Annotated in this window: 27 protein-coding genes and 1 pseudogene; 19 read left to right on the top strand and 9 right to left on the bottom strand. The window is 70.7% G+C overall.

The features are described from left to right. The first annotated feature begins 33 nt into the window (after positions 1 to 33). The 5 genes and pseudogenes from HCT63_RS09405 (at position 34) to HCT63_RS09385 (ending at position 3,391) form a co-directional block, all read left to right on the top strand. The gene (locus HCT63_RS09405) at positions 34 to 1,266 is read left to right on the top strand and encodes a phospholipase D-like domain-containing protein (protein WP_167003484.1); all 1,233 of its coding nucleotides are present in this window, start codon (positions 34 to 36) and stop codon (positions 1,264 to 1,266) included. A gap of 149 nt (positions 1,267 to 1,415) precedes the next feature. Further along, on the top strand, positions 1,416 to 1,571 hold the full coding sequence (locus tag HCT63_RS09400; protein ID WP_167003482.1) for a hypothetical protein: 156 nt from the start codon (positions 1,416 to 1,418) through the stop codon (positions 1,569 to 1,571). 198 nt (positions 1,572 to 1,769) lie between these two features. Then, positions 1,770 to 2,066, top strand: a pseudogene (locus HCT63_RS09395) (serine/threonine protein kinase); the annotation flags it as partial. A 117-nt stretch (positions 2,067 to 2,183) separates the two neighbouring features. Then, a complete protein-coding gene (locus tag HCT63_RS09390) occupies positions 2,184 to 2,366 on the top strand; it encodes a hypothetical protein (RefSeq protein ID WP_167003480.1) in 183 nt (60 codons plus the stop codon). 65 nt (positions 2,367 to 2,431) lie between these two features. Next, positions 2,432 to 3,391, top strand: coding sequence for a bifunctional riboflavin kinase/FAD synthetase (locus tag HCT63_RS09385; RefSeq protein WP_243842962.1), 960 nt, complete (start codon positions 2,432 to 2,434; stop codon positions 3,389 to 3,391). Positions 3,392 to 3,404: 13 nt separating this feature from the next. Here HCT63_RS09385 and HCT63_RS09380 read toward each other — a convergent pair whose 3' ends face one another. Continuing rightward, a complete protein-coding gene (locus HCT63_RS09380) occupies positions 3,405 to 4,994 on the bottom strand; it encodes a multicopper oxidase domain-containing protein (protein ID WP_208322352.1) in 1,590 nt (529 codons plus the stop codon). Between the two features lie 107 nt (positions 4,995 to 5,101). Beyond that, positions 5,102 to 5,308 carry a hypothetical protein gene (locus HCT63_RS09375; RefSeq protein ID WP_167003476.1) on the bottom strand — a complete coding sequence of 69 codons (207 nt, stop codon included), beginning with the start codon at positions 5,306 to 5,308 and terminating at the stop codon, positions 5,102 to 5,104. A 214-nt stretch (positions 5,309 to 5,522) separates the two neighbouring features. Between HCT63_RS09375 and rpsO the strand changes: the two genes are divergently transcribed. The 3 genes from rpsO (at position 5,523) to HCT63_RS09360 (ending at position 9,664) form a co-directional block, all read left to right on the top strand. Continuing rightward, on the top strand, positions 5,523 to 5,786 hold the full coding sequence (gene rpsO / locus HCT63_RS09370) for a 30S ribosomal protein S15 (protein ID WP_167004890.1): 264 nt from the start codon (positions 5,523 to 5,525) through the stop codon (positions 5,784 to 5,786). 324 nt (positions 5,787 to 6,110) lie between these two features. Next, the gene (locus HCT63_RS09365; protein ID WP_167003474.1) at positions 6,111 to 8,342 is read left to right on the top strand and encodes a polyribonucleotide nucleotidyltransferase; all 2,232 of its coding nucleotides are present in this window, start codon (positions 6,111 to 6,113) and stop codon (positions 8,340 to 8,342) included. Beyond that, on the top strand, positions 8,339 to 9,664 hold the full coding sequence (locus HCT63_RS09360) for a pitrilysin family protein (protein WP_167003472.1): 1,326 nt from the start codon (positions 8,339 to 8,341) through the stop codon (positions 9,662 to 9,664). The genes HCT63_RS09365 and HCT63_RS09360 overlap by 4 nt, the downstream gene beginning before the upstream one ends. Positions 9,665 to 9,741: 77 nt before the next feature. On the opposite strand, the gene HCT63_RS09355 is transcribed toward HCT63_RS09360, so the two are convergent. After that, positions 9,742 to 10,155: a TIGR03667 family PPOX class F420-dependent oxidoreductase gene (locus HCT63_RS09355; RefSeq protein WP_167003470.1), complete on the bottom strand. Its 414-nt coding sequence runs from the start codon at positions 10,153 to 10,155 to the stop codon at positions 9,742 to 9,744. 132 nt (positions 10,156 to 10,287) lie between these two features. Here HCT63_RS09355 and HCT63_RS09350 point away from each other — a divergent pair, with 132 nt between their 5' ends. The 10 genes from HCT63_RS09350 to HCT63_RS09305 all read left to right on the top strand — a co-directional run bounded on the left by HCT63_RS09350 (position 10,288) and on the right by HCT63_RS09305 (position 21,630). After that, on the top strand, positions 10,288 to 10,986 hold the full coding sequence (locus tag HCT63_RS09350; RefSeq protein WP_167003468.1) for a response regulator transcription factor: 699 nt from the start codon (positions 10,288 to 10,290) through the stop codon (positions 10,984 to 10,986). Positions 10,987 to 11,036: 50 nt separating this feature from the next. After that, positions 11,037 to 12,518 carry a HAMP domain-containing sensor histidine kinase gene (locus HCT63_RS09345; protein ID WP_167003466.1) on the top strand — a complete coding sequence of 494 codons (1,482 nt, stop codon included), beginning with the start codon at positions 11,037 to 11,039 and terminating at the stop codon, positions 12,516 to 12,518. 34 nt (positions 12,519 to 12,552) lie between these two features. Next, a complete protein-coding gene (locus HCT63_RS09340) occupies positions 12,553 to 13,140 on the top strand; it encodes a hypothetical protein (RefSeq protein ID WP_167003464.1) in 588 nt (195 codons plus the stop codon). Beyond that, positions 13,137 to 14,195: a peptidoglycan-binding protein gene (locus HCT63_RS09335; RefSeq protein WP_167003462.1), complete on the top strand. Its 1,059-nt coding sequence runs from the start codon at positions 13,137 to 13,139 to the stop codon at positions 14,193 to 14,195. Before HCT63_RS09340 ends, HCT63_RS09335 begins: the two co-directional genes overlap by 4 nt. Continuing rightward, positions 14,192 to 14,875, top strand: coding sequence for an ABC transporter ATP-binding protein (locus HCT63_RS09330; RefSeq protein ID WP_167003460.1), 684 nt, complete (start codon positions 14,192 to 14,194; stop codon positions 14,873 to 14,875). The genes HCT63_RS09335 and HCT63_RS09330 overlap by 4 nt, the downstream gene beginning before the upstream one ends. Further along, positions 14,872 to 16,068, top strand: coding sequence for an ABC transporter permease (locus HCT63_RS09325; RefSeq protein ID WP_167003458.1), 1,197 nt, complete (start codon positions 14,872 to 14,874; stop codon positions 16,066 to 16,068). Before HCT63_RS09330 ends, HCT63_RS09325 begins: the two co-directional genes overlap by 4 nt. Before the next feature lie 44 nt (positions 16,069 to 16,112). After that, a complete protein-coding gene (locus HCT63_RS09320) occupies positions 16,113 to 18,830 on the top strand; it encodes an HAD-IC family P-type ATPase (RefSeq protein ID WP_167003456.1) in 2,718 nt (905 codons plus the stop codon). Then, positions 18,827 to 20,059: a kynureninase gene (gene kynU / locus HCT63_RS09315; protein WP_167003454.1), complete on the top strand. Its 1,233-nt coding sequence runs from the start codon at positions 18,827 to 18,829 to the stop codon at positions 20,057 to 20,059. The genes HCT63_RS09320 and kynU overlap by 4 nt, the downstream gene beginning before the upstream one ends. Before the next feature lie 61 nt (positions 20,060 to 20,120). After that, the gene (locus HCT63_RS09310) at positions 20,121 to 21,215 is read left to right on the top strand and encodes an acyl-CoA desaturase (RefSeq protein ID WP_167003452.1); all 1,095 of its coding nucleotides are present in this window, start codon (positions 20,121 to 20,123) and stop codon (positions 21,213 to 21,215) included. 100 nt (positions 21,216 to 21,315) lie between these two features. Continuing rightward, positions 21,316 to 21,630 carry a hypothetical protein gene (locus tag HCT63_RS09305; RefSeq protein WP_167003450.1) on the top strand — a complete coding sequence of 105 codons (315 nt, stop codon included), beginning with the start codon at positions 21,316 to 21,318 and terminating at the stop codon, positions 21,628 to 21,630. A gap of 84 nt (positions 21,631 to 21,714) precedes the next feature. On the opposite strand, the gene HCT63_RS09300 is transcribed toward HCT63_RS09305, so the two are convergent. After that, complete coding sequence (locus HCT63_RS09300) at positions 21,715 to 21,918, bottom strand: cold-shock protein (RefSeq protein ID WP_139106883.1); 204 nt, start codon at positions 21,916 to 21,918, stop codon at positions 21,715 to 21,717. 155 nt (positions 21,919 to 22,073) lie between these two features. Next, positions 22,074 to 23,126, bottom strand: a complete 1,053-nt coding sequence (locus HCT63_RS09295; RefSeq protein ID WP_167003448.1) for an NYN domain-containing protein — start codon at positions 23,124 to 23,126, stop codon at positions 22,074 to 22,076. Between the two features lie 79 nt (positions 23,127 to 23,205). On the opposite strand from HCT63_RS09295, the gene dapB reads away from it, so the two are divergent. After that, a complete protein-coding gene (gene dapB / locus HCT63_RS09290; protein ID WP_167003447.1) occupies positions 23,206 to 23,958 on the top strand; it encodes a 4-hydroxy-tetrahydrodipicolinate reductase in 753 nt (250 codons plus the stop codon). 97 nt (positions 23,959 to 24,055) lie between these two features. Here dapB and HCT63_RS09285 read toward each other — a convergent pair whose 3' ends face one another. From HCT63_RS09285 to HCT63_RS09270, 4 genes are read right to left on the bottom strand one after another with little or no spacing between them, the layout of a single operon-like run. Further along, entirely contained in the window at positions 24,056 to 24,355 is a 300-nt protein-coding gene (locus HCT63_RS09285; RefSeq protein WP_167003445.1) for an AzlD domain-containing protein, read from the bottom strand. Further along, the gene (locus HCT63_RS09280; protein WP_167003443.1) at positions 24,352 to 25,113 is read right to left on the bottom strand and encodes an AzlC family ABC transporter permease; all 762 of its coding nucleotides are present in this window, start codon (positions 25,111 to 25,113) and stop codon (positions 24,352 to 24,354) included. The genes HCT63_RS09285 and HCT63_RS09280 overlap by 4 nt, the downstream gene beginning before the upstream one ends. Beyond that, the gene (locus HCT63_RS09275) at positions 25,103 to 25,747 is read right to left on the bottom strand and encodes a DUF2461 domain-containing protein (RefSeq protein ID WP_243842961.1); all 645 of its coding nucleotides are present in this window, start codon (positions 25,745 to 25,747) and stop codon (positions 25,103 to 25,105) included. Before HCT63_RS09275 ends, HCT63_RS09280 begins: the two co-directional genes overlap by 11 nt. After that, on the bottom strand, positions 25,740 to 26,300 hold the full coding sequence (locus HCT63_RS09270; protein ID WP_167003441.1) for a GNAT family N-acetyltransferase: 561 nt from the start codon (positions 26,298 to 26,300) through the stop codon (positions 25,740 to 25,742). The genes HCT63_RS09275 and HCT63_RS09270 overlap by 8 nt, the downstream gene beginning before the upstream one ends. Positions 26,301 to 26,316 lie beyond the last annotated feature (16 nt).

The following is a 26,316-nucleotide window of genomic DNA, read 5'->3' as shown; positions in this document are numbered from 1 at the left end:
CCGGCGGCAGTCCCAGCACCTACGCTTGTCCCCATGTCGACGCTGCTCTCGGTGGTCCTCTGGGTGGTCCTGATCTGGTTCGTCCTGATCGTCCTGGTCGCCGCGGTGCTGATGACGGTCGACGCGCGCCGCAAGCGGCGTAAGGAGGATGACGCGGTCACGTTCCCGCGGCTGCCGCCGATCTCGGAGAAGGTCGGCGAGTCGACGTTGACGGTCTTCACCTACGGACGTGACCTGTTTGACGCGATGCTCGCCGAGATCCGAGGCGCCCGTCAGGAGATCCTCCTCGAGTCGTACATCTGGAAGGGCGACGAGGTCGGTGAGGAGTTCAAGCAGGCGGTGATCGCGGCCGCTGAGCGCGGTGTCAAGGTCCACGTCATCTTCGACTCGTTCGCGAACTTCGTGGTGAAGCGTTCGTTCAAGCGCTTCCCGGCCTCGGTGAACGTGCTGCGCTACCCGTTCTTCAACCCGTGGATCCTCGTGCTGCGGCTGCGCAAGACGGGCCGTGACCACCGCAAGATCCTGGTGGTCGACCGCAAGGTGGGGTTCGTCGGCGGATACAACATCGGCTCCGACTACGCGACGAAGTGGCGTGACACCCACCTGCGTCTTGAGGGGCCGCTGACGTGGGAGCTCAACAACGCGTTCGTCGACTTCTGGAACCTCCACCGCGACCGGGGGACGTCCGACCTGCCCGACCCCGGCGCCGTGCAGTGGGAGCCTCGCGTACGGGCGCACCGCAACTCTCCGATCCACCTGTCCTTCCCCATCCGCAACATGTATCTCGACGCGATCGACCGGGCGAGCCGCTCGATTGCGATCACGCAGGCCTACTTCATCCCTGACCGGGACATCCTTGCCGCGCTCCTGCGCGCGGCGCAGCGTGGCGTCGATGTCCGCGTGCTGGTCCCGGAGGTCTCGAACCACGTGCTCGCCGACTGGCTGTCGCGCGGCTTCTACACGCAGCTGCTGAAGGGCGGGGTCAGGATCCTGCTCTTCCAGGGGGCGATGGTCCACGCGAAGACTGCGACGATCGACGGGCGCTGGTCGACCATCGGCACGGCCAACATCGACCGGCTCAGCCTCACCGGCAACTACGAGGTCAACGCCGAGATCGTCGACGAAGGAGTCGCCGCCCTCATGGACGAGGTCTTCGCCAACGACTCCACTGCCACGCGCGAGCTCACCCTCGAGGAGTGGGCGACCCGCCGGTGGGGCGCGAGGTTCAGCGAGGCCGTCCTGGTCCCCTTGCGCCCGCTTCTCTGACCGTCTGGTCCGGTGAACGCGGCATAAGAGGGCTCTCACGGCAGCCTCATAGCGGTCTCACCGCGGGTCGGCATCGTCTCAGATAGCTGCGGGGCGGAGGCAATGCGTACGAGGCCTACCTCGCGTTCGACGAGATCCTGCACGCCCCGGTGGTCGTCAAGGTCGTACGGCCCGACCAGACCGATGACCCCACCACCCTTCGCGGGCTGGAGCGCGAGGCCGACACGCTCGCCGATCTGGCCCATCCCGCGATCGTGCGCCGGTTCGGCGTCCGGCGCGACGGCCCGCGGCACGGCCGTACCTGATCCTCGAGAACCTCGACGGCCCGCGCCTCTCCTCGCTCGTACGCAAGCACGGCGCACTGCCGGTCCAGCAGCTGCTGCCGCTCGGGCTCGAGCTGGCGTCGGCACTGCACTACCTGCGCGTACGCGACGTGGTGCACCTCGACGTCAAGCCCAGCAGCGTCATCATGGGCGCCCCCGCACGGCTACGTCGTCGGGACCGACGACTACCTCGCGCCCGAGCAGGCCGATCCGCAGGGGTACGGTGTGCCGTCGCCCGCCAGCGACGTGTGGGGCCTCGGCGCGACGCTCTACCTCGGCGCGTGCGGCTACGGGCCGTACGAGATCGGGCACCGCGACGACGCCCTCGAGGTCCGCTATCGCCAGCTGGTGAGTCGGCCGCGGCCGATGCCCTACTTCGTGCCGGTCGACGTGGCCGAGGTCATCGACACCTGCATGGCGCCGGGCCCGGACGACCGCCCGGAGCCGCGCGAGGTCGCAGCGCGACCACCCCGGTGATGCTCTGCCGTACGGAGAAGCCTGTGGTCGCGCTCAGTCGTGTTCGCCGGCGTCGTCATCGGTCGGCGACGGGGCCGACGTTGCGGTGGCCGTCGGGGCCGTGGGGGAGGTTGGACTTTGGGTGACCGGACCGGGTCGGTGTCCGCAGGCGACGGGCTGGGGGTGCTCATCGCGGCCATCGCCGCCGTCCCTCCGACGATGGCGATCAGCACACCCAGGAGTGCGAGGGCGATCTTGGTCGACAACGTCATGGCGTTCACCGTCCTTGCTCAGCATCGCAAGAACATGAAGCGAGGATGAGAGGACTCTCATCCTGTCGGGGGGACGAGCGCGAGCCCGTCGGTCGTCCGTGGCACAGTTGCCCTGTGAATGTCTGGCGAGCGATCGAGGGCGCGCGTACTCAACCGCGCACCGAGCCCAGTGTGGTGTGCGTCGGAGTCTTCGACGGCGTCCACGTCGGACACCGGCACGTGCTGGCCCGCGCCCGCGAGCGCGCGGCCGAGCTGTCCCCGGGCACCCCGCTGGAGGTGGTGGCGGTGACCTTCGACCCGCACCCGACGGCAGTGTTCGCGCCCGACCGTGCGCCCGACCTGCTCACGACGGTCGAGCAGCGCGTCGCCCTGCTCCAGGAGGCGGGCGCCGACGAGGTCCGTGTGCTGGGCTTCGGCACCGAGATGGCCTCGTGGAGTCCTGAGGAGTTCGTCGAGCGCATCCTGATCGGTCAGTTGCGGGTGGCGGGAGTCGTCGTCGGCGCCAACTTCACGTACGGGCGCAAGGCGGCCGGCGACGTGGACACCCTCATCAAGAGCGGCGTCGCTCACGGCTTCGTGGCCGAAGGCGTCGGGCTCGACGGAGACAGCGAGACGGTCTACTCCTCGACGTACGTCCGTGCGCTGGTCGCGGAGGGCGACGTCGCCGAGGCGGCGCGCGTGCTGCGACGCCCCCACAGCGTCCGCGGCACGGTTATCGAGGGGGACAAGCGGGGGCGCCAGATGGGCTTCCCCACCGCGAACGTCCTCCCGCCCGTCGGTTGCGCCGTGCCCGCCGACGGCGTGTACGCCGGGTGGCTCCGCCGCTACGACACCGGTGACGTGCTGTCGGCGGCGATCAGCGTCGGCACCAACCCGACGTTCGACGGCAACCAGCGTCGGGTCGAGTCGTACGTGCTGGACCGCGACGATCTCGAGCTCTACGGGGTCGACGTCTCGGTGTCCTTCGTCTCGCGGGTCCGCGGCCAGATCCGCTTCGACGACGTGGAGTCGCTCATCGGCCGGATGCATCGAGACGTCCGCGACGTGCGAGAGGCCCTCGGCACCTCGAGGTGAGGGTGCCTTTCTGTCAGTGCCGGTGGGTGGTCGACGGGGCGACGGGGTCGCCTTCGGCACTGTCGGAACCCTGACCTGGCGGAACGACGAGGAACTGGCCCATCGCGCCGGAGTCCTCGTGGCGCAGCAGGTGGCAGTGGAACATGTACGGCGAGTCGCCCGGGCCGTCGGCTCCGGAGGGCAGGTCGAAGCGGATCGCGATCCGCACCGGCTCGCCCGGCCGTACGTTCACCGTGTCCTTCCACCCACGCTGATCGGGCGCCGGGTCACGGCGGCCGACGTCGAGCACCCGGAACTGGACGTCGTGCACGTGGAAGTTGTGCGGGCTCCCGTCGCGCGCCGACAGCTCCCAGATCTCGGTCGATCCCGCCTCGACCCGGGCGTCGACGCGGTTCATGTCCATCTTTCGGCCGTTGACCTCCAACGCGCTGATGGTGAAGCTCCGGGTGCGTACCGCGTCGTCGGGGTCGACGTCCGGTGCGGCGGCGAGTCGGCGGGGGAGAGGCGCGGACGAGGTCAGCGTGTCGGCGGCGCGCAGCTCGAGGATGTCGAGCTCGTCGTCGTCCCCGGCGAGCCGGTTGCCGGAACCGCGGTCGTCAGGGAGCGGGGCGCTGCGCAGGACGGTGCGCTCGCCCGGTGTCATCGTGACGACGATCTCCGCCCGCTCCCCGGGCGTGAGCACCACCTCGCGGAGCGCGACGGGCTTCTCGACGAGCCCGCCGTCGGTCCCGACGAGCGCGAACTCCCGCCGGTCGGAGAAGGTGAACGTGTACGTCCGGGCGCTCGAGGCGTTGAGGATCCGGTAGCGGGTGCGCTCGGCGGTGACCTCGTCGTACGGCCCCGGCGTCCCGTTGACGAGGGTCGTGTCGCCGAGCAGCCCGACGGGGCTCAGGAACGAGCCGTTCTCGTCCAGCGTGCCGTCGTCCTCGAACCGGACGTCCTGGACGATCAGCGGGACGTCGTCGATGCCGTACTCGTGGGGGAGCACCTGCGCGACGGGGGCGTCCGTACCCACGGCGTCGTCGAGGAGGAACATCCCCGCCAGCCCTCGTCGTACGTGCGCGGCGGTCTGGCCGTGGGGGTGCGGGTGGTACCAGAGGGTCGCCGCCGGCTGGTCGATCGTCCAGTGCGGCTTCCAGGTCGTTCCCGGCTCGATCGACTGGTGCGGGCCGCCGTCCATCGCTGGCGGGAGGTGCATCCCGTGCCAGTGGACGGTGCTCGCCTCGCTGACGCCGTTGGTCACCTCGACGCGGACCTTCTCCCCACGCGCGGCGCGTAGCGTCGGCCCGAGGTAGTCCCCGTCGAACCCCCACGTCGGCGTCGGTCGCCCCGCCCCGAGGTCGGACTCGCCCTGCTGCATCCGCAGCGCGAAGACGCGGGTCCCGTTGGCGTCGACCCGCGACGGGGCGAGCGGCGGGACCGCGAGCGGGCGGTCGAAGGCTACCTCGCCGATGGTGTCGACCTTCGCGGTCACCAGAGCCACCGCGATGAAGACGCCGAACCCACCGACGGCCAGGACGACCAGCGAGACCACGGCCACGAGCGCGAGCACGAGGGGCCGGCGACGGCGCGGGCGGGCGGGAGCTGCAGATCCTGAGGACACGCTCCTAGGTTGGGCCCACCAGGGCGTACGGAGCAAAGGCTTCGGAGCGATCTCAGGGTTCGTTCCGGGGCGACCCCGACCCGGTACGGTGGGTCGTGACGGTCACCTCACCCGCGCTCGGTGTCGTCGTCGAGCACGACCTCCCACGCCTGGTCGATCTGGTCGGCCTCGTTCGCCTCGGCATCCGGATCGACCTCGTCGACGTCGATGCCGGGCTGCGGGTCGACGTCGGGGTCGGGTGTGAGACGTTCGTCGGGCTGGTCCTCGTCGAGCGGCGCCTCGGCGTCGTAGGATTCGGTCTCGAACTCGGACATGCGTCCCCCTCGTTCGGTCGGTACCTCCGATCGTGCGCGCCCGGGGGAGCAGGGGCAAGCGCAGATTAGGGATGCTACGGGGCCGCTGATATCCTGGACGCTGCCGTCAGAACGGCCACGGATCCAGAGTGCCCGGGTGAACCTGCCCCGGCGCGCCGTGCAACGACCACAAGGAGACCGCGTGAGCGCGACCAAGACGTACACCCCTGCCGAGATCAAGGACGTCGACCGCAAGGACATCATCGCGGAGTTCGCGACGACTGAGGGCGACACCGGTTCTCCGGAGGTCCAGGTGGCACTCCTCACGGCGCGCATCGCGCACCTGACGGAGCACCTCAAGACGCACAAGCACGACCACCACAGCCGGCGCGGCCTGCTGCTGATGGTCGGCCAGCGCCGTCGCCTCCTGAACTACCTCCAGAAGAACGACATCGCGCGCTACCGCGGCCTCATCGAGCGCCTCGGCCTGCGTCGATGATCTCGGCGACGAGCGGCCCCTCCGCCACGGACGGGCCGTTCGTCGCATGCACGAGGGGTCCGGGCTCAGGCAGACTGGGCTCAAGGACATCCTCGACCTGACAACTTCATATCGCACCACCTCACAGACGGAGCAGCGCCCGGGTCGACGCTCGGTCCTCGGTAGTGGCTCGCGGATGGCGGCGTACGAGACGCTCGCACTTCGCGGACCTCGATCGAAGACCGGCGCCCATCGGAGCCGGCGCACCCACGAAGGTGCGCACGACCCGCTCGCGTGACTGCTCCGCGAGACCCACGCGCGGATGCGCGTGAGAAAGGGGTACCCATGACGGGACCCGAGATTCACTCCACGACTGCTGTGATCGACAACGGTCGGTTCGGCAAGCGGGAGATCCGCTTCGAGACCGGTGTGCTGGCTCGCCAGGCCGCCGGTGCAGTGACTGCCTTCCTCGACGACGACACGATGCTGCTGTCGACGACCACGGCGGGCAAGCACCCCAAGGACCACTTCGACTTCTTCCCTCTGACGGTCGACGTCGAGGAGCGGATGTACGCCGCGGGCCGCATCCCCGGCTCGTTCTTCCGCCGCGAGGGCCGGCCCAGCGAGGACGCGATCCTCACGTGCCGCCTGATCGACCGCCCGCTGCGCCCGACCTTCAAGAAGGGTCTGCGCAACGAGGTCCAGGTCGTCATCACCGTCCTCTCGCTCAACCCTGACGTCGCCTACGACGTCCTCGCGATCAACGCCGCGTCGGCGTCGACACAGATCTCCGGCCTGCCCTTCTCGGGCCCGATCGGCGGCGTCCGCGTCGCGCTGATCGACGGCCAGTGGGTCGCCTTCCCGAAGCACTCCGAGCTCGAGAACGCCGTGTTCGACATGGTCGTCGCGGGCCGGATCGCGGGCGACGACGTCGCGATCATGATGGTCGAGGCCGAGTCAACCGACGTCACGTGGGACCTCGTCCGCGGTGGCGCCAAGGCGCCGACCGAGGAGGTCGTGGCCGAGGGCCTCGAGGCCGCCAAGCCGTTCATCCGCACGCTGTGCGAGGCACAGGCCGCGCTCGCCGCGTCCGCCGCCAAGCCGGTGCAGGAGTTCCCGGTCTTCCTCGACTACCAGGACGACGTGCACGACGCCGTCGAGGCAGCGGCTTCCGACGACCTGCGCGAGGCCCTCACGATCGCCGGCAAGGCGGAGCGTGAGGAGCGTCTCGACGCGATCAAGGCCGACGTGCTCGACAAGCTCGGCGAGCAGTTCGAGGGTCGCGAGAAGGAGATCGGTGCGGCTGTCCGCGCGGTCACCAAGAAGCTCGTGCGCGAGCGTGTGCTCACCGACAAGGTTCGCATGGACGGACGCGGCCTGGCCGACATCCGTACGCTGCACGCCGAGGTCGGCACGATCCCGCGCGTCCACGGCTCGGCGCTGTTCGAGCGCGGCGAGACCCAGATCTTGGGTGTCACCACGCTCAACATGCTGACGATGGAGCAGAAGCTCGACACGCTCTCGCCCGAGCGTGCGCGCCGCTACCTGCACAACTACAACTTCCCGCCGTACTCGACCGGTGAGACCGGCCGGGTCGGCTCGCCGAAGCGTCGCGAGATCGGTCACGGCGCGCTCGCTGGCCGCGCTCTCATGCCGGTGCTGCCGACGCGCGAGGAGTTCCCGTACGCGATCCGTCAGGTCTCCGAGGCGCTGAGCTCCAACGGCTCGACCTCGATGGGCTCGGTCTGCGCCTCGACGATGTCGCTGCTCAACGCCGGTGTGCCGCTGCGCGCCCCGGTCGCGGGCATCGCCATGGGCCTGATCTCGGGTGAGGTCGACGGCTCGACCGAGTACGTCACCCTGACCGACATCCTCGGCGCCGAGGATGCCTACGGCGACATGGACTTCAAGGTCGCCGGCACCCGCGAGTTCGTCACCGCGCTGCAGCTCGACACCAAGCTCGACGGCATCCCGGCGTCGGTCCTGGCGGGCGCGCTGACCCAGGCGCGTGACGCCCGGTTCACGATCCTCGACGTCATGAACGAGGCCATCGCGGCTCCGGACGAGATGTCGCTGTACGCGCCGCGGATCATCACGATCCACATCCCGGTCGACAAGATCGGCGAGGTGATCGGCCCCAAGGGCAAGGTCATCAACCAGATCCAGGACGACACCGGCGCTCAGATCACGCTCGAGGACGACGGCACCGTCTATGTCGGTGCGGAGTCGGGCGAGGCCGCCGAGGCGGCTCGTGCGGCGATCAACGCGATCGCCAACCCGACGATGCCCGAGGTCGGCGAGCGCTACCTCGGCACGGTCGTCAAGACGACCAACTTCGGCGCCTTCGTGTCGCTGATGCCGGGCAAGGACGGCCTGCTGCACATCAGCAAGCTGCGCGATCTCAACGACGGCAAGCGCGTCGAGAACGTCGACGACGTCGTCAAGGTCGGCCAGAAGGTCATGGTCGCGATCGCCGAGATCGACGACCGCGGCAAGCTGTCGCTGACTCCGGTGGTCGAGGAGACCGAGACCGCCGAGGTCGCGGGCGACGAGGCCGAGGCAGACACCGACAAGTGACCGTCCCGCTCGACCCGGCACAGGCCCCGGGAACCACACGCACCCTCCTCACCGAAGGCGGCCTCGTCCGCCGTACGGTGCTCGCGGGCGGGCTGCGCGTGGTGACCGAGGCCATGCCGGGCGTGCGGACGGCCACCATCGGCATCTGGGTCGGGGTCGGGTCTCGCGACGAGACCCCGACCCTGTCCGGTGCCTCCCACTTCCTCGAGCACCTGCTGTTCAAGGGGACCCGGCGCCGCTCCGCGCTGGAGATCTCCGCGGCGCTCGATGCCGTCGGTGGCGAGATGAACGCGTTCACCGGCAAGGAGTACACGTGCTACCACGCGCGGGTACTCGACGACGACCTCCCGCTCGCGGTCGACGTCCTCGCCGACATGGTCACCGACTCGGTGATCGCAGCCGAGGACGTCGAGGCAGAGCGTGACGTGATCCTCGAAGAGATCGCGATGAACGAGGACGACCCTGACGACGTCGTCCACAACCTCGCGTCGTCCCTCGCATGGGGTACGACGCCGCTGGGCCGCCCCGTCGCGGGCGACCCGCACTCGATCCGCACGCTGTCGCGCGAGCAGATCGTCCGCTACTACCGGCGCCGCTATCGTCCGTCCGCGATGGTCGTCTCGGTCGCCGGCAACGTCGACCACGACCGTGTCGTGGCCCAGGTAGCCGACGCGTTCGGTCCTTTCCTGGCCGCTGCGGGCGACGCCGAGCCGGTGACGCCTCGTGTGCGCGCCACGAAGACACGCTTCCGTCGGGCTCGTGGGCTCGTGACCCGTCCGACCGAGCAGGCCAACGTCGTCGCCGCGCTCCCGGGCCTGGCCCGGGGAGACCAGCGGCGGCACGCTCTGGGCGTGCTCAACGCCGTGCTCGGTGGCGGCATGTCGTCGCGCCTGTTCCAGGAGATCCGAGAGAAGCGCGGACTCGCGTACTCGGTCTACTCGTTCGGCTCCAGCTATGCGGACGCCGGCATGCTCGGCGTCTACGCCGGCTGCGCGCCCGGCAAGCTGCGCGACGTCCTCAAGGTCGTACGGGACGAGCTCGGGACCTACGCCGAGCGCGGACCGTCGGCCGACGAGCTCGAGCGCGGCAAGGGCCAGCTGAAGGGCAGTGTCGTCCTCGGCCTGGAGGATCCGGCGTCCCGGATGTCGCGGATCGGCAAGGCCGACCTCCTCAACGGCGAGCTCGCGAGCCTCGACGAGCTCCTGGCCAACATCGACGCCGTCACGCTCGACGACACCCGCGAGGTCGCCCGGCTGTTCGCCGGCAAGCCCGCGCTCGCCGTCGTCGGACCGTTCGAGTCCCTCGACGCGCTCGACGTCTGAGCCGATCCGCCGCGGGTCAGCGCTGGGGCTGCGTGTCCGGCGCGACGACGCGGCCGTCGGCGAGCTCCGTACGCGGTCTACCAGTGGCGCAGACGAGAGGGCGTCACGTGGATCGGCACCGCGTACGACGCCGCGAACGACTCGGGTGTGAAGCCGAGGCCGGAGATCTGCTGGTCGTACTTGGCCACGTAGGCCTCCCACGCCGCGTCGGGCATCGCGTCCTGGGCGGTGCCCGCGCCGTTGAGGACGACCACGTCGCCGCCCGTACGGTCGCTGTTGAGGTTGAGCGCGACGTGGGGGTTCGCGGCGAGGTGGTCGATCTTCGCCCCCTCGGGTTGGCTGCGGATCCAGACCTCGCCGTCGAACCAGACGAACCACACGGGCGTCGGTGTCGGCTCGCCGGACGCGTTCACCGTCGTCAGCCAGAGCACGTAGTCCTCGGTCAACCGGTCGACGACCGCTGCGGGGATCGTCGTCGGATCGAACGTCATGGGGTCCCCCTGTTCGTCCCGGCGCGTGCCGGAGTCCTGCCTCGACCGTAGCGCGGCGCGGCACCTCAGGTCTTCAGCGAATCTTCAGGTGGTTCCGAGGCGCACGTGAGGTTCGTCGGTGATGCTCAGCCCATGGCCGGGACGCGCGCGCGGATTCTCGTCGTCGACGACGAGCCCAACATCACGACGCTCCTGAGCTCGACGCTGCGTCTCGTCGACCTCGACGTACGCCAGGCGCACAGCGGACGTGAGGCCCTCGCCTCGGTGGACTCGTACGACCCGCACCTCGTGCTGCTCGACGTCATGCTGCCGGACCTGGACGGTCTCGAGGTCGCTCGGCGGCTGCGCGCCGCTGAGCGGACGACGCCCATCCTGTTCCTCACCGCACGCGGCGGCGTGGACGACCGGGTCGCGGGCCTCACGGCCGGGGGCGACGACTACGTGGCCAAGCCGTTCAGCCTCGAGGAGGTCGTGCTTCGGGTGCGTGCGATCCTGCGGCGCAGCGGTCCTGCGGAAGGCGGTCACAGTGCCGTCGTCGCGTACGCCGACCTGACGCTCGACGAGGACGCGCACGAGGTCCGCCGTGCGGGACGCCTCGTGGACCTGTCGCCGACGGAGTTCAAGCTGCTGCGCTTCCTGCTCACCAACGCCGGCCACGTGATGAGCAAGGCGCAGATCCTCGACCGGGTGTGGAGCTACGAGTTCGACGGCAGCGGCGCGATCGTCGAGTCGTACGTCTACACCCTGCGCAAGAAGCTGGACGCGCTCGGCCCTCCGCTGATCCAGACCGTGCGCGGCGTGGGGTACACCGTGCGGGAGCGCCGCTCGTGACCGAGGGGGCCCGCCTCCGGCCGTGGGGGTCGTGGACTGTCCGTGCCCGGATGACGTCGCTGGTCGTCGTGGCCGCGGGGGTCGCGCTGGTGACGGTCACCCTGATCGGCACGGCGCTGCTCCGCGGCTACCTCACCGAACGCGTGGACGATCAGGCGGAGCGCATGTCGGGCGGCGGCCAGCTCATGATCCGGCAGGAGGCCTCGGGCGAACCGCCGACAGGCGGCGCGGGGAGGACGCTCACCACGCAGGTGGATGCCCTCGTGGGGGAGACGCTACGCATCGTCCGTGTCGACGCCGACGGCAGCGAGACCTCGCTCCTGGGCACCGCCGACGGGGGCGGGCCGGAGCTGCCCTCGCTCACGGCGCTGGCCGATCGCGCCGGTGGTGCGACGTTCACCGTGGACGATGTCGACGGCGGCGCAGGCTGGCGCGTGGCGGTCTCGTCCGAACCGAGCCGCGGATACCTGGCGGTCGCGGCCTCCCTCTCCGACGTCGAGGCCACGGTCAGCCGGATGCTGTGGATCGGTCTCGCCGTGAGCCTGTTCGCGATGGTCCTCATCGCCGGTGCGGCGCTGGCCGTCGTCCGCATCGGGCTCCGTCCGCTGACACGGATGGAGACGACGGCGGCCTCGATCGCCGGTGGTGTGCTCGAGGCGCGCGTCCACGACACCGATCCGCACACGGAGCCCGGGCGGCTCGGGATCGCGCTCAACACGATGCTCGGACGCCTGCACGGGGCGCTGACGGCCCGGGAGGCCTCCGAGCGGAGGCTGCGGGGGTTCGTCGCCGACGCCTCGCACGAGCTGCGGACCCCGTTGACGTCCATCCGCGGGTTCGCCGAGCTCTACCGTCACGGGGGAGCGCCCCCCGGCCCCGAGCTCGACGCGACCATGCGCCGGATCGAGGACGAGGCGGCTCGGATGGGGTCGCTCGTCGACGACATGCTGCTGCTCGCCGCGCTCGACGAACAACGCGTGCTCGCGCGCGGACGGGTCGAGCTCGGGCGGATCGCTGCCGACGTGGTCCGCGACGCACGGGTGCGCTGTCCTGGTCGTGTCCTCCGTCTGGAGCTCGTGAAGGGGGAGGAGGCAGGGCCGGTCGTGACCGGGGACGAGGCCCGGCTCCGCCAGGTGGCGACGAACCTGGTCGCCAATGCGCTCGAGCACACGCCGTCCGACGCACGGGTCGTCGTCCGAGCCGGCTATGCAGCGGGCGGTCCACCGAGCCGGGTGCAGTCCGTCGTCGGCGCGCCGCCGGTCGGCCGGCACGCCTACCTCGAGGTCGCCGACGACGGTCCCGGCGTCCCGCCCGAGCACGCCGCGAAGATCTTCGACCGGCTCTACCGTCCTGACCGGAGCCGTGCCCGGGGGACAGGTGGTGGTGCGGGGCTCGGACTGTCGATCGTCGCTGCCCTCGCCAGCGCCCACGCGGGTGCGGTCGTGCTCCGGCGGTCGACGCCGCACGGCGCGACGTTCCGGGTCGTCCTGCCGCTGCCCGCACACTCTGAGGGGACCTCGAGGTTGTCCTGAGGGAGTGCCGAGCCCACGGGACCAGGCTCGCGGCATGCACATCACAGCACCGTCCTCCGAGCGAGGACCTCACACACCATGGCTCCTGGCCGTTCCTCTCGCCCTCATACTCCTTCTCCTCACCGCCTGCGGGTCGTCTGCGGGCGGGTCGGGGGTTCCGTCGGCCGGCGGCTCGTCGTCGCCGACCGCGACCTCGAAGGAGTCCGACGACGACAAGACCGACGACGAGAAGGCGCTCGAGTTCGCCGCGTGCATGCGCGAGAACGGCGTCCCCATGGAGGATCCGAAGCCTGGCGAGGACGGCCAGGGCCCGAAGATCACGCTCAGGAGCCAGAAGGGCAGCGGCCCCACCCAGGCGACGGTCGAGAAGGCGATGGAGGAGTGCCGCGCGCTCATGCCGGGCGACGGGAAGACCCGCAAGCCGACCGAGGAGGAGCTCGAGCAGATGCGCGCGTTCGCGGCGTGCATGCGCGAGCACGGCGTCGATATGTCGGACCCGAAGGCCGACGGCGGCCCGATGCTCCAGGGCTTCAAGGACGACGAGAAGACCCGCAAGGCGATGGAGGCCTGTGCGACGCTGCAGCCCGGGGCCCGCGACGAGGTCGAGGGGTCCACGGCATGAGGCGCCTCGCCCGTGTGGCCGTCGCGGCAGGAGCGGGGCTCGGGATCGCGGGTGCGACGGCCGCCGCGGTCGGGTACGGCGGCGCCGACCCGGAGCCGGAGAGTGCGCAGCCGTCGACCCCAGCGACTGCCGAGGTCGTCCGTACGACGCTGTCCGCCACGCAGTCGCTGGCCGGAACCCTCGGGTACGGGACCGCGACGACGGTCTCGGCGCGGGGGAGCGGGACGCTGACCTGGCTCCGGGGGACCGGCAGGACAGTGGAGCGGGGGGAGCGCCTGTTCGAGGTCGATGCCCGGCCCGTCGTGCTCCTGTACGGCACGGTGCCGGCATACCGGCCGCTGTCCGACGGTGTCGAGGGGGAGGACGTCGAGCAGCTCGAGCGCAACCTCGCCGCCCTCGGATACAGCGGCTTCACCGTCGACGAGGAGTTCACCGAGGCGACCGCCGACGCGGTCGAGCGGTGGCAGGAAGATCTCGGCATCGACGAGACCGGTCGCGTCGAGCCTGGCGACGTCGTGGTCGCCGCGGGTGCCGTCCGCGTCGCGAGCCATTCGCTGGCGGTCGGCGATCTGGCCACCGGCCCAGTGCTCACCACCACCAGCAGGCGGCGATCGGTCGCGGTCGATCTCGACGCGGCCGACCAGGACGAGGTCCGTGAGAGGGACGCGGTCTCGGTCACGCTCCCCGACGGCACGACCGTCGCAGGTCGTGTCAGCGACGTCGGCACCGTGGCGACGGCCGAGCAGGATCCGCAGGGTGGGGAGGAGACCACGACCGTCCCCGTGACCGTACGGATCGGCAAGCATAAGGCGCTCGGCCGTCTCGACGCGGCCCCCGTCGAGGTGACGATCGTGACGGAGGAGCGCGAGGACGTCCTCGCGGCACCGGTGAACGCCCTCGTCGCGCTCGCGGAGGGCGGCTACGGCCTGGAGGTGGTCGCCGACGACGGCACCACCTCGTACGTCGCCGTGGAGGTCGGTCTGTTCGCCGACGGGCAGGTCGAGGTGTCCGGCGAGGGCCTCGCAGAGGGGACGAACGTGGTGGTCCCGTCATGAGTCCCTGGATCGTGGAGACGCAGGATGTGGGCAAGACGTACGCCGGCGGGGTGACCGCGCTGAGGGACGTGTCCGTGAGGGTGGCCCGGGGCGAGCTCGTCGCGCTCGTCGGGCCCTCGGGCTCGGGGAAGTCGACGATGCTGCACCTGCTGGGGACCCTGGACCGGCCGAGCACAGGCACGGTCGTGATCGACGGGCACGACGTCTCCCGCCTGTCCGACAGCGCGTTGTCGGCGCTGCGGGCCCGGCGGATCGGGTTCGTCTTCCAGCAGTTCCACCTCGCGCCCGGCGTCGCCGCTCTGGACAACGTCGCCGACGGGTTGCTCTATCTCGGTGTCGGCCAACGGGAACGACGGCGCCGGGCCACCGAGACACTGGCGCGCGTCGGGCTCGAGCATCGAGTAGGGCACCGCCCACACGAGCTGTCGGGCGGCGAGCGGCAGCGAGTGGCGATCGCCCGGGCGGTCGTGGCCGAGCCCGCGCTCCTGTTGGCCGACGAACCGACGGGCAACCTGGACTCCGCGTCGGGACGCGCCGTGATGGGGCTGCTGCGCGAGCTCCACGCAGCCGGAACCACGGTCGTCGTGATCACGCACGACCGCGAGATCGCCGCAAGCGTCCCGCGGCAGGTGGAGATGCGCGACGGGCGTGTCGTATCCCGTACGGCGGTTGCACGATGAGCGGGCTCGCGCCCGCGCGGATGCGGATCCGCGACGTCGTCCGGGTCGGTGCCTCCGGCCTGGTCACACGCCCGCTGCGGGTCGTCCTGAGTGCGCTGGGGATCGCGATCGGCATCGCGTCGATGCTCGCGGTCGTCGGCATCTCCACCTCGAGCCGGGCCGAGCTCGACCGTCAGCTCGACGCGCTGGGGACGAACCTCCTAACCGTCGCGCCGGGGGAGACGCTGTTCGGCGACGCCTCGCACCTGCCCGACGACGCGGTCGCGATGGTCGACCGGATCGCTCCGGTCACGTCGACCTCGGCGACCGCCGTCCTCGCGGCGAACGTCTATCGCTCCGACCTCGTCCCCGACGCGGAGTCCGGCGGGATCTCCGTACGGGCTGCGCGGACCGACCTCCTCGACACCACAGGCACCTCCGTGGCGGCGGGGGCGTGGCTGAACGCGGCGACCGCGCGCTATCCGGCCGTCGTGCTCGGAAGCTCGGCGGCGCAGCGCCTCGGGGTGAGCCGTCCGGGCACGGGCGTTCAGGTGTGGCTCGGAGGGCAGTGGTTCACCGTCGTCGGAGTCCTCGCGTCGTCGGCGCTCACGCCCGAGCTCGACATGTCGGCGCTGGTCGGGTGGCACGTCGCCGAGGAGCGGCTCGACTTCGACGGCTACCCGACGACGATCTACACCCGCGCGGACGACGCGTACGTGGCCGAGGTGCGCGCGGTCCTCGCGGCGACGGCGAACCCGCAGAACCCGAACGAGGTCGAGGTGTCGCGTCCGTCGGAAGCCCTGGCAGCCAAGCAGGCGACCGACGACACCCTGGGCGGGCTGCTCCTCGGACTCGGTGGCGTCGCCCTGCTCGTCGGGGGTGTCGGGGTGGCGAACACGATGGTGATCTCCGTCCTCGAACGGCGGGCGGAGATCGGGCTGCGGAGGTCGATGGGGGCGACACGCGGCCAGATCCGTACCCAGTTCCTGGCCGAGTCGCAGATCCTGTGCCTGCTGGGAGGCGTCGGTGGACTCCTGATCGGGGTCGGGGTCACGACGGCGTACGCGGCCTCGCAGGACTGGGTCACCGTCGTACCGGTCTGGGCGACGGCCGGCGGGCTGGCCGCGACGTTGCTCATCGGCGCGGTGGCCGGCCTCTACCCGGCGGTCCGTGCCGCGCGGATGTCGCCGACGGAGGCGCTCGCGACGCCGTGACCCCTGCGAGTGCGGGCGAAGACCGGGCAGGGTTCGATGGACCCATGCAGGAGGTCACCGAACAGCCGCCGGTCTGGGCCAGTCCGGTCGACGAGGTCCTCACGCGACTCGACACGTCGCGAGAGGGGCTCACGCACGACGAGGCGCGGCAACGACTCGCGGAGGTGGGACCCAACCGGCTCCCACCTCCGGAGCCGACTCCGTGGTGGAAGCGGGTGCTCGCGCAGTTCCAGGACACGCTGATCTACATCCTGCTCGCGTCCGCCGCGGCCAAGGCGGCGCTCGGGGACTGGGTCGACTTCACCGTGATCCTCGCCGTCGCCGTGATCAACGCCGCGATCGGCCTGATCCAGGAGGGCCGGGCCGAGAAGGCGCTCGCCGGGATCCGGACCATGCTCAGCGTCCAGGCCGACGTCCGCCGCGACGGCGCCTGGGAGCGGGTGGACGCCGATGCGCTCGTCCCCGGTGACGTCGTACGGCTGCGTGGCGGCGACAAGGTGCCTGCGGACCTGCGGCTCGTCGCCGCGTCTAACCTGCAGGCGGAGGAGTCCGCGCTGACGGGGGAGTCCGTGCCGTCGAGCAAGGACGCGGACGTCGTCGCGTCCGATGCCGGCGTCGGCGACCGTTCGGACATGGTGTTCTCCGGGACGCTGATCACCCAGGGCAGCGCGCGCGGCGTGGTCACGGCGACGGGGCAGGGCACCGAGGTCGGCAAGATCCAGACGCTCGTCGACGAGGTCGAGCCGCTGGAGACCCCGCTCAGCCGCCAGCTCGACGCGTTCGGCAAGGCGCTCGCGCTCCTGATCGCGGTCATGGCGGTCATCATGGTCGTGGTCGGCCGGGTCGTGCACGACTTCGCAGGGGAGGAGCTGGTGTCGGCGACGATCGGGTTCGCCGTGGCTGCGGTGCCCGAGGGGCTGCCCGCACTGGTGACGATCATCCTCGCGCTCGGCGTGCAGCAGATGGCGCGCGAGCGCGCGATCACCCGCAAGCTGCCCGCGGTCGAGGCACTGGGCTCGGTGACGACGATCTGCTCGGACAAGACCGGCACGCTCACCAAGAACGAGATGACGGTACGCACCGTCGTGACGCGCGCACAGTCGTACGAGGTGACCGGGATCGGCTACGCGCCCGACGGCGAGATCCGCGACGGCGACGGAGTCGCCACGCTCGCCGACCACGCGGACCTCGGTTCGCTGGTCACCGTGATGGCCCGCTGCAACGACGCGGTCGTCCGTCGCGACGAGGACGACCGGTGGGGGCTCGTCGGCGTCCCGACCGACGGCGCCCTGCGGACGCTCGCGCTCAAGGGCGGCTTCGACGCCGACGGCTGGTCGCGGGTCGACGTCGTCCCGTTCGACTCGCAGACAAAGTACATGGCGACGCTCGACCGCGACCCCGAGGGAGCGGCGGTGCTCCTCGTGAAGGGCGCCCCCGACCGCATCCTCGACCGGTCCGCGCACCAGAGGGCGGCCGACGGCACCCGCGAGGCGCTCGACCGGCGCTGGTGGGAGGAGCACATCGACGCTCTCGGAGCGCAGGGCCTGCGCGTCCTCGCCGCCGCCGTCGGGCCGCCGCCCGCCGAGACCCGCATCACGGACGACGACGTCAGCGAGGGGCTCGAGTTCGTCGGGCTCGTCGGCATCGTGGACCCGCCGCGCTCCGAGGCCATCGACGCCATCAAGAAGTGCCGACGCGCGGGGATCAGGGTGAAGATGATCACCGGCGACCACGCCGGGACCGCGCTTGCGATCGGGCGGGAGATGGGACTGGTCCGCGGCGAGGGGGTCGGCGTGCTCACGGGTGCCGACCTCGAGGCGATGACCACCGAGCAGCTGCGCGAGGTCGTCCGGGAGGTCGACGTCTATGCGCGGACGAGCCCGGAGCACAAGATCCGCATCGTCTCGGCGCTGCAGTTCCACCGCGAGGTCGTCGCGATGACCGGCGACGGGGTCAACGACGCTCCTGCACTGACGCAGGCGGACGTCGGCGTCGCGATGGGCATCAAGGGCACGGAAGCGACCAAGGAGGCCGCCGACGTCGTCCTCGCCGACGACAACTTCGCGACGATCGAGCTGGCGGTGGAGGAGGGGCGCCGGATCTACGACAACGTCCGCAAGTCCGTGCTCTTCCTGCTGCCGACCAACGGGGCGCAGGCGCTGGTGATGCTGATCGCCGTGCTCTTCGGCATGACGCTGCCCCTCGAGCCCGTTCAGGTGCTCTGGATCAACATGGTCACGGCCGTCACGCTGTCGCTCGCCCTTGCGTACGAGAAGGCCGAGCCGGGCGTGATGGACCGGGCACCACGCGACCCCGGTGCCTCCGTGGTCGATCTCGCGTACGGGTGGCGGATCATCGTGGTCTCGGTCCTGATCGGCGGCGCGACCCTGCTGGTCTTCACGAGCACGCACGACGCGGGCCTGCGGCTCGACGAGGCGCGGACGGCGGCAGTGACGATGCTCGCGCTCGGCCAGCTGGCGTACCTGTTCAACAGCCGCTACCTCGACCGCTCGAGCCTCACGCCCGCCGTGCTCCGTGGCAACAAGGCCGTCTGGATCGCCTCGGCGGCGATGGTGATCTCCCAGCTCGGCTTCGTCTACCTGCCATTCATGAACACCTGGTTCGGCTCGGCGCCGATCGGGCTGGACATCTGGGCCTACACCGCCGTGCTCGCCATCGCGGTCTTCCTCCTCGTCGAGGTGGGCAAGGCGGTGGACCGGGCGCGCGGAACACACGCGGCGCATGGTGAGATCAGGGCATGACCCTCACGTACGACGACGCGGTTGCAATGGACCTCGCCGACCCGCTGGCGGCGTTCCGCGATGAGTTCCTGCGCGGTGACGACCCCGTCGCCTACCTCGACGGCAACTCGCTCGGCCGGCCGCCGCGCCGGACGTTGGAGCGGGTCGAAGACGTCCTGCGCCGCCAGTGGGGGGAGGGACTGATCCGTAGCTGGGAGGACGGCTGGCTGGAGCTTCCCGAGCAGGTCGGTGACCGCCTGGCGGCCGCATGCCTCGGTGCTGCCGCTGGGCAGACGGTCATCGCCGAGTCGACGTCGGTCAACCTCTACAAGGCGATCCACGCGGCGTGCGGGCTGCGCGAGGGGCGGGACGAGATCGTCGCGACGGACGCCGACTTCCCGACCGATCGCTTTCTGGTCGAGTCCGTCGCGGGTGCCCGGGGGATGACGGTCCGCTGGCTGAGCCCGGATGTCGTCGAGGGTGTCACCGCCGACCAGCTGGCAGCGGTGCTCTCGGAGCGGACGGCGGTGGTCCTGCTGAGTCACGTCGACTACCGCTCGGGCGTGCTGCTCGACATGGCGGCGGTCACCGAGCAGATCCACGCGGCCGGTGCGGTCGTGATCTGGGACCTCTGCCACTCCGCCGGCGTGATCCCGCTCGCCCTCGACGCGGTCGGGGCGGACCTCGCGGTCGGCTGCACCTACAAGTACCTCAACGCAGGTCCCGGTGCGCCCGCCTTCGTCTACGTGGCCGAGCGCCACTTGAGTGCCGTGCGTCAGCCGATCACGGGGTGGTGGAGCAGCAAGGACCGCTTCGCGATGGGCCCGTCGTACGAGGCTGACCCGTCGATCCGCGCGATGCTGTCCGGCACCGCGTACGTCCCGGGGATCGTCGCCGTGGATGCGTCGGTGTCGCTGGTCGCCGAGGCCGGGATCGACGCGATCCGGGAGAAGGCCGTCGCGCTCACCGAGCACTGCGTCGCGCTGGTCGACGCGTGGCTGGTGCCGCACGGCTTCACCGTCGCGTCGCCGCGCGAGCCGGCGCGGCGCGGGGGCCACGTGACGGTGCAGGGGCCGCGCGCACGCGAGGTCGCCGACGCGATGTACGCGGCCAAGGTGATCCCCGACTTCCGCAACCCCGACATGATCCGGCTCGGGCTCTCGCCGCTGACCACCTCGTACGCGGAGCTGTGGACCGCGCTCGACGTCACGCGTCAGATCGTGGAGGGTGACCGACAGCTCTCCGTGTAGATTGGAGGGATGTGCTCGAGTGATTCTCCCTGGACCTCTGAGAGTTCGTGGAGAGGCAGCCATGGCTGACCGACCGACCACCGCCCTCGACCAGCAAGAGCCTGGAGCCCCGCGCCGAGCCGAGAACTTCGTGAGCGCATACGCGACGCTGCTCAACGACGTCCGCGACCGCGGGCTGCTGCGACGGCGTCCTGTCTACTACCTCACCCGGATCGGGTTCGCGGTCGCCGCGTTCGCCGCCGTCTGGGTCGGCGTCGTCCTCTTGGGCAACTCCTGGTGGCAGCTCGCGCTCGCCGCCGTCCTCGGGCTGGTCGTCACGCAGTTCGGCTTCCTCGGGCACGACGCCGCACACCGCCAGCTCTTCACGTCGGGCCGGGCCAACGCCTGGGCGGCGCGCATCCTCGCGGGAGCCTTCGCTGGACTGAGCTATGGATGGTGGCGCGGCAAGCACAACAAGCACCACGCAGCGCCCAACCAAGAAGGGCGAGACCCTGACATCGCTCCCGGCGCGATCGCGTTCACGCGAGACATCGTCGAGAGTCGCACGGGCTTCGCCGGCTGGTTCGCCCGGCGCCAGGGGTGGTTCTTCTTCCCGCTCCTGACACTCGAAGGCCTCAACCTCCACACCGCCAGCATCCGTACGCTCGTCGAGCGGACCACGTTGCCGTGGCGCCGGCTGGAGCTCGCGATGGTCAGCACGCGACTCGTCGCGTACGTCGCGCTGCTCTTCGTCCTGCTTCCTCCGGGCAAGGCAGTGGCGTTCTTCGCGGTGCAGATGGCGGTCTTCGGGGTGTGCCTCGGGAGCGCATTCGCGCCGAACCACAAGGGCATGCCGATCGTCCCGGCGACCATGAAGATCGACTTCCTTCGCCGGCAGGTCCTGATGTCGCGCAACATCCGTGGCAGCTGGTTCGTCGACGCCGCGATGGGCGGCCTGAACTACCAGATCGAGCACCACCTGTTCCCGAGCATGCCGCGGCCCAACCTGCGCCGGGCGCGGCCCATCGTCCGGGAGCACTGCCTGCGCCACGGCATCCCGTACACAGAGGAGAGCCTGATCGGGTCGTACCGGATCGTGATCGGCTACCTCAACAACGTCGGCCTGCGGGCACGAAGCCCGTTCGACTGCCCGCTTGCTGCCGAGATGGGCCGATGAAGGCCTGGAGGGATATTCATCCCGTGGCGTACAGTCGGGGTTACCGGTTCGACGCGCTCACCCGGGCGCGGCGCCGGCGAGTGGAGAGTCGGTGCCCCCGATGAACGACCATCCTGATCCGGTCGGATCAGCCCCGAGCCGGTCGCGACGTCGACCGCGTGACCTCAGCCGGATGGGCCTGAGCGACAACCGCCCTGAGCGCCCCCGCATCATCGCGTGGAAGCCGGGCGAGGGGCGCAGCTGTGCCCCCATCCTGGCTGCCCTGAGGGCGGAGGGGATCGACACCTGGATCGGGTCTCGTCGAGAGCCCGTGGGCAACTTCGAGGTCGCCTGCCTGCAGGACGACGTCGAGCGGATCCGCGCGATCATCGCTGCCGTCGATCCTGACGCGGCTCCGCTGACCGTCGGCCGCTGACGCGGGTCATCCGCAGACGCGAAAGCCCCCGCCTCCCGTGAGGGAGGCGGGGGCTTCGTCAAACGCGGCTGAGCCGCGTCAGAGTCAGAGCGGGCGGATGTTGGCCGCCTGCAGGCCCTTCTGGCCCTGCTCGACGTCGAACTCCACCTTCTGGCCCTCATCGAGCGAGCGGAAGCCCGAGGCTGCGATCGCGCTGAAGTGCGCGAACAGGTCCTCGCCGCCGCCGTCGGGAGCGATGAAGCCGAAGCCCTTGTCAGCGTTGAACCACTTAACGGTGCCTGTAGCCATGATGTTTCTCCTCTGGTCGTGCGCACGCGACGTTCGCGTGCGACTGGTGTCGCGATCACCTCAACCTGGGAGAAGAACGAGAGGCCTCGATAAACGAGGGTCTTGCATTCGAATCTGCGGCGTGACGGTATTGCAACTACTGACGACCGTACCACCTAGTGCGAAGCTTTCGGACTCAGGCGTACCAGGCGCGCCGTGGAGCTCTCGTCGAGCTCGGCGAGATCGCCCCGTGACCGTACGAAGTCCGAGAACGAGCGGAACCCGAGCGCCTTCTCGTTGAACGACGGGTCCATCCGCTTCATCTGGCTCTTGACCGCCGAGCTGTGCAGCCAGTCGGCGTCGTCCTTCTCGTGGCCCAAACGCAAGGCACGCTCCAGCAGCCGGGTCGCGACCTTCTGGGCGTCCTCCGGCTCCGGCTCGTGCTCTGCACGGTCGTCAAACCCGGGCTCGGCGAAGAGCGGGACCGTGGCCGTGGGCTTGCGTGAGTCGCGCTTGGCGCCCGTCCCGCTCGGCTCCGTCTCCGCGGCCGAGACGTCGTCCGAGGCGGTGTCCGGCTTGGCAGGACGCTCACCCGAGCGCCTCCGCGAGGGGGAGCGGGCCGACTTCTTCGCTGCCGGCTCCGGCTCGGGGGCCGGCTCGACGCCGGGCAGCGCGTCGTACGTCACCATCTCGTCGCACGCCGCCGCGAGGGACTTGCTGGTGGAGCCGGCGACGCCGACACCGACGACGTACCGGCCGAGCCGCCGGCACCGCTGCGCGAGCGCGATGTAGTCGGAATCACCTGCGACGATCACCACATGCGTGAGGTCGGGCAGCCGGAACATGTCCTCGACCGCGTCGACGGCGAGCCTGATGTCGGCGCCGTTCTTGCCGTACGCGGCCGCCGGGAACAGCTGGACCAGGTCGACGGCGCGGCTGACGAGCTGGCCGCGATACTCGGCGTTGACCGGCGCGGACCAGTCCGCATAGGCGCGGGTCAGGACGAGCGTCCCGAACGACGAGGCGAAGTCGATGATCGCGCCGACGTCGACCGTGGCGCGGGCGAGCTTCTCGGCGACGTCGGGGTCGGCGTCACGCTCGGTCGTCGAGAACGCGCGCGCCTTGTCCCTCTGGAACTGGTTGCGTCCGTTCACCTGGTCGTACCGCGAGATCACGATGTTGTCGAAGTCGAGGTACACGGCGACGCGTGTGTCGCCAGGGTCAGCCATGACTGCTCTTCTCGGTAGGGGCACTGGGCTGTCTCCAGTCTGCCGGACCGGCCGCGCACGCGGGTGGGATGATCGGCGCATGAGCGAGACCAAGGTCGGGGTGCTGGGTGCCCGAGGGCGCATGGGGTCGGAGTCCGTACGAGCGATCGAAGCGGCCGAGGGGCTCACCCTCGCCGCGGCGATCGATGCCGCCGACCCGTTGGACCTCCTCGTCGACGCGGGTGTCGAGGTCGTCGTGGACTTCACCAGCCCGGCCGTCGTGATGGACAACCTGCGCTTCTGCGTCGCCAACGGCATCCACTCCGTCGTCGGGACGTCAGGGTTCGACGACGCGCGCCTTGCCGAGGTCCGCGAGCTCGCGGCGCAGTCGCCCGAGGTCGGGGTGCTCATCGTGCCGAACTTCTCGATCGGGGCCGTGCTAATGATGCGGTTCGCGCAGATCGCCGCGCCGTACTTCGAGTCAGTCGAGATCGTCGAGCTGCACCACCCTGACAAGGTCGACGCGCCGTCCGGCACGGCGACACGGACGGCCGAGCTCGTCGCCGAGGCGCGTCGGGCCGCGGGGTCGGCGCCGGTGCCCGACGCGACGACGGCCGACCCGCTCGGGGCGCGGGGCGCGGTGGTGGACGGCATCCACGTGCACGCCGTACGGGCGCGTGGGCTCGTCGCCCACCAGGAGGTGCTCTTCGGTGATCCCGGCGAGACGCTGACGATCCGCCACGACTCGGTGCACCGCGAGTCGTTCATGCCGGGCGTCGTCGCCGGAGTGCGTGGCGTCGCCGCGCACCCGGGGGTCACCGTCGGGCTCGACGGCATCCTCGGCCTCGCCTGACGGCACACCCCGGATCCGTCCGCGTTGTGAAAGCAACCTGACCGAATTCGGGACGCGATTCGGTCAGGTTGCTTTCACAACGCGGACGCGGACGGCGTCAGAGCAGGCGTACGAGGGCGGCCGCGAGGGCGGCTGCGCCCACGACGACGAGGAACGGCGCCCGTACGACCAGGAGCAGCACCGCGACACCGAGCCCGACCACCCGTGCGTCCAGCACGAGCGACTGCCCGTCGCCGAACACCTGCACCGCGATCAGCGCACCGAGCAGCCCGACCGGGATGAGCGCCGCGACACGGACGGTCAGCGGATGCTCGAGGGCACGGTCGGGTATGGAGAGCCCGGCGAGCTTGAGTCCGTAGCACGCGAGCGACGCCGCGATGATGGCCCACCAGATCACGACTCGCCCCTCTCGTGGTGATCGTGGTGGTGCGGCTCCTCGGGGTGCTCGAGCGCGTCGGTGATCTCGGCGTCGGTGCTGCGACGGGTGATCCAGATCCCGAGGGCGACGGCGACGGCACCGCCGATGATGATCGGCGCGCCTGCGGGGGAGAGCGGCACCGTGCCGATGGCCACGAGCGCGCCGACGATCGCGACCGTGCGCTGCGGCCACGCCGTCAGCCGGGGCCACAGCAGCGCCAGGAACGCGGCGCCCACGGCGGCATCGAGCCCGTACGTCCGGGGGTCCCCGAGAGCGTTTCCGGCGAGGGCGCCGACGAACGTCATGAGGTTCCAGAGGATGAAGATCGAGACGCCCGTGACGTAGAAGCCGATCCGAGCGTGCCGGTCGGTCGTGCGGGCGACACCCATCGCGGTGGACTCGTCGATGACGATCTGCGCCGAGAGCAGTCGCCGCCAGCCGTGCACCCGCAGCCGCGGCGCCAGTCCGAGCCCGTAGAAGCTGTTGCGGCTGCCGAGGAGGACCGCGGTGACCGCGCCGGTGAACGGGTTGCCGCCCGAGGCCACCACACCCGCGAACGCGAACTGTGACGCCCCGCTGAACATCAGCAGCGACAGCACGCACGTCTGGAGGACCGTCAGCCCCGAGGCCGTCCCGATCGCGCCGAAGCTGATCCCGTAAGCACCCGTGGCCAGGCCGACCCCGAGCGAGTCGATGACGACGCTGCGGTCGCTGGGCGCGGACGCCTCAGCCGACATGTCGTGCGTGCCAGTCCAGGAGCGGGGTCAATGCCCGCCAGTCATCGGCGACCCGCGTGGCGAGTCCGGGGGTGCCCATCCACTCGGGCGTGCCGTACCAGCGCATGAGCGTGAGCGTGTTGTGCCGCAGGAGCTCGATGCGGGGATGCTCCGCGGACCAGCCGCGCGGCTGGGTCTTGACGCGGTCGCCGCCGAGCTCGAACCCGTCGGCGGTGAGCCGGCCGAGCAGCCGCTCGAGCTCGGCACCCTTGCGCGTGTCGTCGACCGCCGTACGGAAGCGGTGCTTGCGCTCGGCGGTCGCGTCGTACCAGCCGGCTCCGACCCGCAGCCCCGACGCGTCGATCTGGACGTAGTAGCCGTTGGCCGGCTCGGTCGCGACGAAGGCGCCCTGATGGGTCTTGTAAGGGGTCTTGTCGGCGCTGAACCGCACGTCACGGTACGGCCGGAACACCTTGGCCGCACCGAACTCGTCGGCGAGCGCGGCGGTGAGTGCCAGCATCGGGCGCCGCACCAGCGTGTCGTAGTCGTCCTTGTGGGCGGTCCAGAACGTGCGGGAGTTGTCGTTCTCGAGGTCCTCGTAGAAGTCGGCGGCGGCGACGGTGAAGCCGACCGGCACGTGGTCGGTGTCAGTCACCGTCCTCGTCACCGCCCAGCATCGTGTGCAGGCGGACCTGCTTGAGGAGAACGACCCCGTCGCCCACCGGGTCGACCTCGCGGTGCGCGCCGTCAGGCGCCCAGCCGGTGCCGGTGACGAACCCGCGCATCGCGTCGTCGGAGGCGTCGAGCCACATCGTCGCCCGGACGAACCGGTCGGCACGCAGCGTGTCGGCGCAGGCCTGCAGGAGCCGTGAGCCGTGGCCGGCGCCGCGGTGGGCGGGGGAGACGGTCAGCTCGCTGACCTCGCCGTCGGCGACCGGGTCGGCATCGTCGTCGCTCGAGGGCCCCGTGACGGCGAACCCGCGTACGGTGCTGTGCTCGAGCGCGACGAGGACCCGGTTGCGGGCGTCGCCGGGCTTGTCGAGCGAGGCGACCCACTTCTCCTCGAACAGGGCGGGGACGATCTGCGCGACGATCTCCGGCGGCAGCACCGGGCCGTACCGCTCGCGCCACGCGTCGGCCTGTAGGGAGGCGATCGCGGGGGCGTCGGCGCGCCACGCGACCCGGACACTGGTGTCGGCGGTAGTCACTGCTCGATTGTGTCAG

Source organism: Mumia sp. ZJ430, from assembly GCF_011751845.1.
GTDB lineage: Bacteria > Actinomycetota > Actinomycetes > Propionibacteriales > Nocardioidaceae > Mumia.
This window is presented reverse-complemented; position numbering and strand designations above follow the sequence as displayed.